This window comes from Geomicrobium sp. JCM 19037 (assembly GCF_000698105.1).
Taxonomy (GTDB): Bacteria; Bacillota; Bacilli; order Bacillales; family Marinococcaceae; genus Geomicrobium_A.
The window spans coordinates 28815-40485 of sequence record NZ_BAWZ01000015.1; the positions used below are offsets into that span (position 1 = coordinate 28815).

Here is an 11671-nt window from a genome sequence, read left to right on the forward strand (position 1 = left end):
GATATCACACAAATCCTTAATGACGTGTTGAACGATAGTGGGAACGACTCGCTCAATACAGGACTTGACTTGAACATTCTTTAAACGTTATCTAATCCTATAAAGGAGGTGTTTTCCATGAACGACATTACGCAAATCCTAAACGATGTGCTCAACGGGAGCGGAAACGACTCCGGAAACATCGGTCTTGACTTGAACATTCTTTAAGTCTGTGAAACCTCTATGAAAATAAGAATAACAAAAACAGCAAGGTGAACGCCGGTTTACTCCCGTTCATCTTGCGAATGGAAACAATTCTTCTACTCCGGAGGTGTGTAACATGTTAGATCTTACACAAGTTCTTAACGATGTGCTTAATGACAGTGGGACTGACTCATTGAACACAGATATTGATTTTAATCTCCTTTAAATGATCTAACCAACCTGTCGGGAGTCCTCTCTCGGCAGGTTTTTAAATTCGATTGAAGTGGTGAAACCCGATGCTGGAGCTAATGAGAATTTACTTAAAACCTTATCGAGCCAAATTAGTGCTAATTGCTTTTTTAGTATTTCTACAAGCAATCCTGCAACTGACCTTACCTACACTTCTCGCTGAGCTTGTTGATGTAGGGATTGCCAATGCTGATATGTCTTACATTATCCAAATTGGCCTTTGGATGTTATTGATCACGCTCATAACCGTAGCAGTGACGATTTTGTCTGGCTATCAGACTTCGAAATTAACATCTTCAGTTGCTGTGACTATAAGAGAGAGGTTATACGCCAGCGTCCAAGGTTTTTCGCTTCAAGAATATCGTCAATTCGGTCATTCAACATTGCTCATCCGAACGACAAATGATGTTCAACAAGTCCAGACAATCTTATCTCTTCTATTAAAAACAATGCTGCTCGCTCCAATGATGTTCATCGGCGCATTTATTCTTTCAGTAACAAAAAACGTAATGCTCTCATTCATTCTTATCGCGCCGCTTCCCATTATTATTGTTATTGTCATTGGCTTTGCAAAAAAAGGTGGCGTATTGTTTACCGCTTTACAAAAAAAGGTGGACCAATTAAACCGGACATTGCGTGAAGGCATCACCGGAATTCGTGACATTCGTTCGTTTAACCAAGTCGATCGGGAACGAGAGCGCTTTTCAGAAGCCAATCATTCCTACCGAGATGCCGCAATTCATGTTCACCAGCTCATGATCTACCTCACACCGATCATGATGTTCATCTTGAACTTTTCAATTATAGCGCTTTTGTGGTTCGGTTCACTGCAACTAAATGCAGGCGAGCTGCAAGTCGGGGACCTTATGGCCTTTATTCAATATGCGATGTACATCCTGTTCTCGATCATGCTAACGTCCGTATTATTTGTCAGTTTCCCACGGCATCGGTATCTGCAAAACGGATTCTAGAAGTGTTAAATACGGAGTCGAACATCAAAAAGCCAGCACAGTCGTTAACACCCGAACAACCGTCTAGTCTACGCTTTTCAAACGTTTCCTATCAGTATCCGACTGCAGAAAAACCTGTGCTCACAAACATCACTTGTACGATTCCTGATCATAAACGTACCGTCATCGTTGGAGGAACGGGTGCAGGAAAATCGACGTTTCTACAATTGATCCCAAGACTGTTCGATGTGACTTCCGGGAACATTGTGTTCGGTGGCATCGATGTACGAAATATGGACCCAGAAATGTTGCGTTCTGTTACGACGTTCTCGCCGCAAAACACTCAGCTTTTCTCAGGGACGATTGAAGAGAATCTTCGCTTTGGCTCAGAGGACGTTTCAAAGGATGAGATCGACCGAGCGCTGACGATTGCCCAGTGCACATCTTTTGTTCGTGAACTTCCTGATGGCCTCCAGACGATGTTAACGCAAAATGGGAAGAATTTGTCAGGTGGACAGCGTCAACGTTTAGCCATCGCACGCGCGCTCATTCGCAACACACACATGTATCTTTTTGACGAAAGCTTTTCTGCCATCGATGCAGGAACGAAGGGTGAATTATTTGATGAACTGTTCGAAGCGTTAGACTCATCTACTGTAATCATCGCAACACAAGACGTTGAGATTGCCAAACGAGCGGATCACATTGTCGTTTTAGATGAAGGAGAAATCATCGCTGATGGCACCCATGACGAACTGTTGCAATCGAGTGGGATCTATCACGAACTAGCGGCCACGCAATCGGAGGAGGGTACCCGATGAAAAACCAAGATTTTAAAAAACAATGGGGTACATTAAAACGACTTCTTGGCTACCTAAGGCCGTATCGTTTCCGGTTGTTAACTGTCGCTGCAACATCTGTGCTGAGCACGTTATTTCTCATACTCGGTCCATTTGTTCTCGGCCTAGCCATTACAACATTGTTTGAAGGGACCGTTAGCGGTTCAGGCATTGACTTCTTTCAAGTAGGTCAAGTGTTGTTAGGGCTAGCTGCACTCTATTTATTTAGCGTGTATTTCTCCTATATCCAAGAATACTTGATGATTGGTGTTGCACAGCGCGTCACCTATACCCTTCGTCATGAATTGCATGATCAGCTCATGAAGCTACCCATTACTTTTTTTGATCGTGTCAGCACAGGGGACTTGATGAGTCGAGGGGTGAATGATCTTGATAAGATCAGTAGTACGTTACAACAGACGATAACCCAAACGATTACGGCTGTAATTACGATGATCGGCGTCGTCGTCATGATGCTTATCATTAGTCCCCTTCTTACTCTTATTGTATGTATCACCTTGCCGATAAGCATCCTGATTACGAAGCGAGTTATTGGGTACTCCCAAGTGCAATTCAGGAAGCAACAACAAGCGTTAGGCACACTTAATGGGTACGTTGAAGAGAGCTACACGAATCACTCACTCATCCAAGCGTATCATCAAGATGAGTCGATGAAATCTAAGTTCCAACATCACAATACTTCCTTATATGAGGCCAATTGGCGATCGCAATTTCTTTCAGGGCTCATCGTGCCCTTGCTCAACCTCTTGAACAATATCATCTACGTCGTTATTGCGATCATAGGTGGAATCTTCGTCGTTCAACGTACGATTGCCATCGGTGATGTTCAAGCACTCATTATGTATATTCGCATCTTCACCCAGCCGATCAACCGAGTCGCAAACATTACGAATACAATCCAGGCGACGATCGCTTCTGCCGAGCGGGTATTTCAAATTATCGATCTCGCTATGCCTAATCATGCGAACGGAACAGCCGTTCCAGAAGGCCATGGAGAAATCTCATTTGAACATGTGTCGTTTCAGTACGACGCAAACAAACCCGTTCTAAAAGACATTAACGTAAACCTAGAGGCTGGTGAGGATGTAGCGATTGTCGGTGCATCCGGTGCGGGAAAAACGACGCTCGCTCTTTTGCTATTACGGTTCTATGAAGCAAACGAAGGATCAGTTTCTATTGATGGTTTAGATATTCGCACCATTGAAGAAGATGCGCTCCGAAGGCAAACGAGCATCGTCATGCAAGATCCGTGGCTATTTAGTGGTACGATTCGCGAGAACATTACGTTCGGGCGGCCCCTGTCTTCTGAAGATGACATGATTACAGCCGCCGTCCAGGCTAGAGCGGATGCATTTATACGCAAGCTTCCAAATGGGTACGATACACACCTTGATGAACAAGCTTCCGGGTTGTCTGAAGGTGAAAAACAACTACTTTCGATCGCTCGTGTCATGCTCAGTGATCCCCGCATTCTCATCTTAGATGAAGCAACAAGCAATGTGGACAGTCGGACTGAATTACAAATTCAAAAAGGACTTCAACAACTAAAACAAGGCCGAACGACCGTAACCATTGCCCACCGTCTGCACACCATCCAAAATGCTGATCGCATTCTCGTCATGCAAGGCGGACAGATCGTTGAAGATGGCGCCCATGAAACACTCGTTCATAGCGGCACGCATTACCGCCAGCTGTTTAAACGAGAACTTGACGCAGCTAAAGAATTCTAAAAGCGCCGCCTCCTCTTATCACGGTGAAGTCCATCTGCTTCCTTATAAATCAGTTTGGAAGCAGATGCAGCACGGGTAGGCATCTGCTTTCCCATAATTGATAGCCACATCACCGCTCACTGAATGACATCGACAAAAACGATGAACACCATCTTTACATGGTGTTCATCGTTTTTTCGTTACAATCTTTCATTGGTTAAGGACTAAAGAATTTCTCCGTATAATACGGTTGATCTTCTTCATTAAATGCGACACCGACTCCGAGGGCGTCGAAGTGACCTTGCAAAATGTTCTCGCGGTGCCCTGCAGAATTCATAAGTCCTTCGTGGGCAAAGATGCTGCTCCATTGTCCGTACGCAAGGTTTTCACCTGCGGTTCGGTAGGAGATGCCGTCGTCATCCATGCGATCGAACGGTGATTCACCTTCTGGATTCGTATGGCTGAAGAACTGTTGGTCTGCCATATCTTGGCTATGGTCTCTCGCTGTTGAACGAACGGCTTCGTCCCACGTTAACGGTGCGAGACCCCGTTTCACGCGCTCCGCATTCGTCAAGTCAAACAGCTGATATTCAAACCCGTCTCTTAGTGACTCGTCTTGGGCACGATACATCGCACTTCTACTTTGTTCAATTTCTTCATCAATGATTTGCAGCGCGGTTACCCGACTTTCCTCATGCACGTCATAAAAGACGGTAACGTATTGATTTTCTTCAGCGAACACATCATGTTCGCCGTCTCCATCGAGCTGATATCGAATGAGCCCTTTTCTTAAGTAAGATTCAGGCTCACCAAGTTCCCCTCGCACATCTTCTTGAAGACTGCCAAATGAAAGATCGCTCGTCGATGAAATTAAGTCTTGGTTCGTATATAAGCCACGCACTTGCTCTTCCTCGTCATACATCACCTGCACATAGTTGTGATATTGATCGTGGTACGTGACCCATTCCAAGCCGTATTCACTCAGTGAAGACCGTTCAGGTGAACCTACTTCAGCTTCAACATCCGACCGATCGTCGCCCATTTCAATATTATGGATGGAGAACAATTGATCCGTTGGCTCGTGCAAATCTGGATCTTCGACATCTTCAGGTGGTTCATCTGTGTTGCCTGTAATGGCATTGATGACCGAATGAATCATACGGTTAATATCTTGGAATAGCTCTCTCAGTTGAAAATCATCTGCAATCTCTTCCCTTGACTGATTAATCGTATCCCATAGCGTTGATTCTTCAGCTGCATCGGCAGCTCCCGGATTTATATAGAAAAAGGTAATCGCAAACATAAACACATACAGGGATCTTTTCAAATTGGATACGCTCCTTCTGTATACCAAACTCGCCTCATAAAAATGAACGCTGTTTTTCTCCCTTACGTTACACATGTTCCTTTTTCTACTATACACCGTTTCCGCCGCCGATAATCCTTGTTAACGAAATTGAAAGAATTTCGCCGTTGCCTAAGGGAACTTTCACTTTGATTTGTGTCTTCTATTATGTAACGCTTTTACTTGATCAAAAAACGCGTCCACTGGGCCATCAACCCGTGCATCAACGATCACTTTATGAATCGGCAACGGGTGGACGACTGTGCTCGTACTCCCGAATTCTCGCTTCCATTCACGTAATTGGCTTGATGACGTGGCGTACACAATTCGCCCCATCCCTGCCATCGCATGAGCGATGCACACATCGGACAATGCTCACCTGACGTATACACGGTAGATTGGTGTCTCTCTTCTTGATTGAGATGAACAGATGCAAAGCGAACGAGCTCAATTTCTGGATGTTTCGTCACGTCCCCTGAGGATACACGGTTATAATCCTCGGCAAGAATTGTACCGTCTGCGGATACGAGGACCGAGCCAAACGGGTCATTGCCCTCGGCCAACCCTTTTTCGGCAAGAGAAACCGCACGTTCAAGATAGTGGATGTCTTGTTCTGTAATCATGCCCGACTCCTCCTTATGTCTTTTTTCATTATAATATTCGTCTCTTCGTAGTCGAGTTTCTCGTAAAGACGCCTTGCAACATCGTTATGGCCAAACACTTGCAACCCGAGTCGAGAAATGCCCATCTTCGTTGCCAGCCGCTCGACTTCTTGCATCGTTTGTTTCCCCCATCCTTTTCCTTGATGTTCAGGGGATAGGGAAATATCGTAGATAAACTTCGTCGTCTGATACTTTGGCAAACCAAACGAGACCTAGCGGGGTTTGTTCATCGTACACGTCGTACAGAAAGTGTCCGGTCGTTTTATCAAGGTGTGGCAACAACCGCTCGTACGTCGCTCGCGCCCGCTCTTCTGCCCCCTCTTCTTTCCACGTTCCGGATTTCACATTTTCTCGGGCGTACTTTCTAATAGCCGTTTCCACGTAACGCTCTACATCTTCACTGTTCATGCGAACGAGTGTAACCAAATTTCTCCCTCCAGCCATCATTAGAATGGCAAGTATTCTTCATTTCCTACTTCCATGAGCAGTGGAAAGACCGCAATCACTGCTACAGCTAACACGATAAACACGCTCATAATCCCTAAAAAAGACAGACTTGTAAACAAGCTAAGTACTGGGATCATGAGCGGCAATATCGCAGTGATCACACCTCGCTTCTTAGCGCGCTTCGTTAAGTATTGAGGTACGTGACAATGAGAACAATTCATATGATGAATACGCGTAAAAAATTGCTTCAAACTCCATCGATAGCTCCATAATTGTTGGCAATTTTCACAAATCAGAATCGTGATCACCTCCTCTTTACACATGTGTGTAGCGTAGCATACTAAATTTGCCACCGTCCATGCTCCATGATCAGAACCGTCCGTTCTGCTTTCAACCCGTACACGTTCATCTGTTCACTACCGATCATTACGTCTTCATGAATGGCTGATTCGTTCATCCCTACTGCCATTCGTTCTTCCACACTCATCTGCTCACCGTCATATAAGTTGTCTACATACGCTCCTCCAAAAGCGATGTGTGAAGCCGCATTTTCATCGAGCAACACATTCAAAAATGTTACGCCTGTTTTTGCGACGGCTGCATCTGCAGCAACGAGCGCAACCTCTCCGAGCCTACTCGCCCCGTCATCGGTTTGCAAATAGGCAAACAAGCGAGCATTGGGAGGTTCAATGCGCACGAGGCGGCCTGTTTCAAAGAACAACTGCAAATCCTCAAACGTTTGCCCTAGCAGATGCACCGGTTTCGTCAGCGTACAAAAGCCGGTTACTCCTCGTTTGTCAGGCATCGTCCACACTTCTTCTACAGGAATGTTAGAAAGAAACACGCGCCCGTCTTTCGTTCGTTCAGACCCGCCGGTCCACCGATGCCCATCAATTAACGTCACGGTCAAATCCGTTACTGGGCTCACAAATCGCAACGCGTCAAACAGTGCATCATTGAGCAATGCGACCTTTTGTTTAAGCGCTTCATCACGACGCTTCCAAGCGAACACCGGGTCTGTTTCATATGCGCCACACACATTTAGGATGAGCGACCACAATTGCTCAAGTGACTGCGCTTCGCTTAGATCAGGGAACAGCTGCACCGCCCACTCCGTTGTTGGCGCACAAACGACGACCCATTTGTTATGATTTTCCATTCCGAATTGCCGCACCGGTCGCATCGCCCGTGCTTTCGCCTGACGGACGGCCAATGCTCTCTTCTGTAAATTCTCATCGGCGTACTGTGAAAATGTCGGTGACGTGATCGTAATCGTGGAATACCCTGCCTGCATATTGTTTTTTTCATTCGTGACGGCAACCTCTGGGTATGTATGAAGAAATTCTTCGTGCACGTGCTCGGTTCTCGCATCCTCAATGCTAGGGTCGCGTACGTCGAGCTCCACATGTTGGGCACCTCTACGATACGCCTCTTTCACAATTTCTTGCACGAGCGCTAGGTGCTCCGTGTGACAGTTGACGCGCACCAGTTCGCCCGGTTTTACCCGAATCCCGATCTGTATGATGATTTGGGCATACGCACGTATACTCATGAGTTTCCCCCTTCCGTTTTCTGTAATCATGACAAATCCGTTACTGTTCTGTGATAGAAATCGCAACATTTGGTGATTGTAAGGCGTAATTGTATGAAAGCTAACTGATGAGCTATAAAATAGGATGTAAGAGGTACGATAAGGAGGCTTTTGTGAACGCACGACTGAATCCTTACCGACGAAAGATGTACATGATGTTGCTCATCACTGTTGTTACAGGTGTAGCAATCATTACGCAAGCATATAGCATTGTTTTTATTATTGATGGCTTATTTCTGCAATCTTCGACGTTTCAACAGATTGCCCATCTACTTGTTCTACTCGTTGCTGCGTTATTCCTGCGCACGTTTAGTCGCTTTCTCATTCAACGAATGGGGAGCAGGATTGCCTCAGATGCGAAAGTTCGACTTCGGGGTCGTTTAATTGAGCATTATACGAATGGCGCGATCGTTGGGAGCAAAGAGGCGCATACCGGTCAAAAGACGAGCTATTTCCTCGATACGATTGATGAGACACAAAACTACTATAGCAAGTACATTCCACAAATGGTGCAATCGCTAGTAATTCCACTCATGATTCTTGCCGTCATCTTCTTTGAACATTGGGCGAGCGGACTGATTATCCTTATTACGGCTCCGTTTATTTTTATTTATATGATCATTATCGGCATGAAAACTGGCGATAAGTCGCAAGAACAGCTCGATCAGATGGCCAGTTTTTCTGGGGTTTTCCTCGACACGTTACGCGGTTTGAACACGATCAAGCTTTTCGGGCAATCTGAAAAGCAACGCCAACGCATTAAAGAGAAGAGCTTAGCGTTTCGTGATGCGACGATGAACGTGCTGAAAGTGGCGTTTAGCAACTCTTTGGCGCTAGAGTTCATCTCGATGCTAAGCATCGGTATTATTGCGCTCGAAGTTGCGATTCGCATGATCATCGTGCAAGACACTTCATTTGTTTCAGGTTTTCTTATGCTCATTCTCGCGCCCGAGCTTTTCAATAAACTGAAAGAACTAGGCACAGCGTTTCATCAAGGGAAAACGAGTTCAGGTGCACTTGATAAAGTGGAAGAACTTGTGAACAATGATCGCGGGGAGCCGGTCGTTTGGGGAGAGCAACCCGTCGCAACCGAACAACCCCCAACACTCACGCTAAAAGAAGCGGCGTTTCGCTACGATGATCGGTTCGCAATTGAAGCGGTTGACTTTCATGCTCGTCCGTTTGAACGAATTGCGATTATCGGCGCCACTGGATCAGGTAAATCTACGCTTCTTCATATGCTTGGCGGCTTGTTACCAATTCACTCCGGCGCTTATTTCATTAACGGGGTCGACCGTGAGCAGCTGTCTGTTGCGTCTTGGTTTAAGCAACTGAGCGTAATCAGTCAGGATGGCTATTTATTCGCTGGCACAATTGCGGAGAACATCGCGCTCGGTGACAACGATCCGATCCGGCATGAAGCAGTGTTTGAAGCAGCAACTGAGGCCGGTGTGTACGAGTGGATCACACAGCTTCCAGACGGGTTTGATACTGTAATTGGTGACGGAGGCCGCGGACTATCCGGTGGTGAACGTCAACGTGTGTTCATTGCACGAGCTTTCTATAAGAAACCCGCGGTCGTTCTGTTTGATGAGCCGACGACCGGGCTCGATTTAAAAACAGAGCAAGTGCTCCAATCATCGTTGTTACGACTCAATCAGAACTCGACTGTGATCGTCGTCGCTCATCGCCTTTATACGATTCGACAAGCAGATCGGATTGTTTTCATGGACGAAGGAACCGTTCGTTCCGTCGGCACTCATGAAGAGCTGTGGCAGAGCGATCCCCTTTACCAACAGATGATCCAGACACAACAAGGAGGAGAATCGTCATGAAAGCTCTCATTCCTTATGTGAAGATGGCGTTTGCCGAAAGGCGTGATATGCTCTTATCAATTTTGACTGGATTTATTGCCGGAATCGCAGCGGTAAGTCTCTTTTCGGCAAGCGGTTTGCTCATCTCTCGAGCCGCACTCACGCCCCCGATCTACACACTCATGGTGATCGTTGCGATCGTGAAACTGCTCGGTGTGACCGCCGCCATCAGCCGCTATGGTGAACGCTATTTTTCACACCGTGCGACATTCACAATGTTGAGTAACATCCGCCTCAGGGTATACGAAAAGTTGGAACCCGTCGCATCTCGCGTATTGTCAAAAATTCAAAGCGGTGACCTTATGTCCCGAATTGTTGGGGACGTTGAGTCGTTACAACACGTGTTGTTGCGCGTCATTTATCCACCCGTCGTCATGCTTACTGTATTTATCGCAACGATTACGTTTACATTCACGCTTTCTTTCGGTTCTGCGGTTGTTATTTTGGCAGGCTTTGTACTCGTGCTCGTCGTCATTCCAACACTATTTTTTATCGGTCACCGTCGTGTCGATTCTAAGCTTCGCCAAACGAGAGGCGAGCTTTCATCCGAAACAGCCGAGTTTCTTTCTGGCTTCAAAGAACTCGTCATTCACGGCGCTTCCGAGCAACACAAACATGTTGTTCACGAAAAAATTAATGCGTATGAACGGGAGAAAGAGCAGTCCGAGCGAATGCACATTTGGAGTGAGTTCGCCATTGGATTTCTCTCACTCATCGTCTCTGTTGGCGTGCTCGCGTTCGCTGGGTTTCAAGTCGCAGAAGGAAATCTCGCCGGCACATTGCTTGCCATGCTTCTCATGATTTCACTCACCGTTTTTGAACAAGTCACACCGATGGCGCTTTTCCCGTACTACGTGCAGGAGAGCAGTCAAGCCGCCAAACGGCTGGAAGACATTGATGAGGATGCGCGTACAGAACCGTCATTTACTCCGTATGACGGTGATTCACCCCCGAGTATTCAGTTTGATCGGGTGAGCTTTTCGTTTCCAGATTTCCCACGTCCAGTGCTCGAGTCCGTTTCGTTTGCCATCGCCCCTGGGAGCCATACCGCCATCATCGGAGCAAGCGGCTCAGGAAAATCGACGATTGCATCGTTGCTCCTCAAGTTGCAACCTGTTGACGATCAACCGATCTACTTGAACAACACCCAGCTTGACCATATTGATGAGCAAGACGTATGGCAATCAAGCAACGTGTCGCTTCAGTCCAACCAATTCTTTGTAGGTAGCGTAAACGAGAACTTGGCAATGGGCAACGATCAAGCAACAGAAGCCGAAATGACCGATGCGCTCAAGAGCGTCGAACTCGACCATTTGAACTTGAGCGACGCCTTGCATGAAAACGCCGCAAACCTATCTGGTGGAGAAAAACAACGGCTCGCACTCGCTCGCCTCTTCTTGCGGGACGCGTCACTGTGGGTGCTCGATGAACCGACGTCATCATTAGATGCCCTTACCGAACAGCGCATGCTCGACCAAGTGTTTAGCCGTACTGAAGACGCCACCGTCGTGCTCATTAGTCACCGACTCACCGGTCTCGAACAAATGGACCAAATAATCGTCGTCGATCACGGACAGATCATAGAGGCAGGGTCGTATGACGAACTCATTGCGCAGAACGGCTATCTAAAGCAGATGAAAGACCTTGAGAGTGAGTTGTTCGTCGGATAAACGTGTCGGCTGCGGCACACTCTATGAGCTACTCGTTAACTCGAACGACCGGGCTCGATCTATGTGGGGAAATCAACAACATAGAGCGTTGCGAGCGTCAATTATCCCTTCATAGAACCGTCTATGTGGGA

Annotated in this window: 11 protein-coding genes; 5 read left to right on the forward strand and 6 right to left on the reverse strand. The window is 46.7% G+C overall.

Annotated features, from left to right (window positions below; all coding sequences use genetic code 11):
• Positions 1-479: 479 nt before the first annotated feature.
• The 3 genes from JCM19037_RS22660 to JCM19037_RS10230 are packed head-to-tail and all read left to right on the forward strand — an operon-like array spanning position 480 to position 3972.
• Positions 480-1403, forward strand: a complete 924-nt coding sequence (locus JCM19037_RS22660) for an ABC transporter permease (RefSeq protein WP_052363775.1) — start codon at positions 480-482, stop codon at positions 1401-1403.
• 2 nt (positions 1404-1405) lie between these two features.
• Positions 1406-2203, forward strand: a complete 798-nt coding sequence (locus JCM19037_RS22665) for an ABC transporter ATP-binding protein (RefSeq protein ID WP_052363776.1) — start codon at positions 1406-1408, stop codon at positions 2201-2203.
• Positions 2200-3972 carry an ABC transporter ATP-binding protein gene (locus JCM19037_RS10230; protein WP_042400669.1) on the forward strand — a complete coding sequence of 591 codons (1773 nt, stop codon included), beginning with the start codon at positions 2200-2202 and terminating at the stop codon, positions 3970-3972. Before JCM19037_RS22665 ends, JCM19037_RS10230 begins: the two co-directional genes overlap by 4 nt.
• A gap of 196 nt (positions 3973-4168) precedes the next feature.
• Here JCM19037_RS10230 and JCM19037_RS10235 read toward each other — a convergent pair whose 3' ends face one another.
• The 6 genes from JCM19037_RS10235 to JCM19037_RS10255 all read right to left on the reverse strand — a co-directional run bounded on the left by JCM19037_RS10235 (position 4169) and on the right by JCM19037_RS10255 (position 7957).
• Positions 4169-5278 carry a CAP domain-containing protein gene (locus tag JCM19037_RS10235; RefSeq protein WP_238544659.1) on the reverse strand — a complete coding sequence of 370 codons (1110 nt, stop codon included), beginning with the start codon at positions 5276-5278 and terminating at the stop codon, positions 4169-4171.
• A 248-nt stretch (positions 5279-5526) separates the two neighbouring features.
• Positions 5527-5919, reverse strand: coding sequence for a nucleoside deaminase (locus JCM19037_RS10240; RefSeq protein ID WP_307189782.1), 393 nt, complete (start codon positions 5917-5919; stop codon positions 5527-5529).
• Entirely contained in the window at positions 5916-6158 is a 243-nt protein-coding gene (locus JCM19037_RS24270) for an N-acetyltransferase (protein ID WP_081829215.1), read from the reverse strand. The genes JCM19037_RS10240 and JCM19037_RS24270 overlap by 4 nt, the downstream gene beginning before the upstream one ends.
• Positions 6106-6384: a hypothetical protein gene (locus JCM19037_RS22670; RefSeq protein WP_052363778.1), complete on the reverse strand. Its 279-nt coding sequence runs from the start codon at positions 6382-6384 to the stop codon at positions 6106-6108. Before JCM19037_RS22670 ends, JCM19037_RS24270 begins: the two co-directional genes overlap by 53 nt.
• A gap of 20 nt (positions 6385-6404) precedes the next feature.
• Entirely contained in the window at positions 6405-6728 is a 324-nt protein-coding gene (locus tag JCM19037_RS10250) for a TIGR04104 family putative zinc finger protein (RefSeq protein WP_255357893.1), read from the reverse strand.
• Positions 6729-6745: 17 nt separating this feature from the next.
• Entirely contained in the window at positions 6746-7957 is a 1212-nt protein-coding gene (locus JCM19037_RS10255; protein ID WP_042400677.1) for an aminopeptidase, read from the reverse strand.
• 152 nt (positions 7958-8109) lie between these two features.
• Between JCM19037_RS10255 and cydD the strand changes: the two genes are divergently transcribed.
• Both cydD and cydC read left to right on the forward strand, forming a co-directional pair.
• Positions 8110-9831, forward strand: coding sequence for a thiol reductant ABC exporter subunit CydD (cydD, locus tag JCM19037_RS10260; protein WP_238544661.1), 1722 nt, complete (start codon positions 8110-8112; stop codon positions 9829-9831).
• Entirely contained in the window at positions 9828-11540 is a 1713-nt protein-coding gene (cydC, locus tag JCM19037_RS10265; protein ID WP_042400679.1) for a thiol reductant ABC exporter subunit CydC, read from the forward strand. Before cydD ends, cydC begins: the two co-directional genes overlap by 4 nt.
• Positions 11541-11671 lie beyond the last annotated feature (131 nt).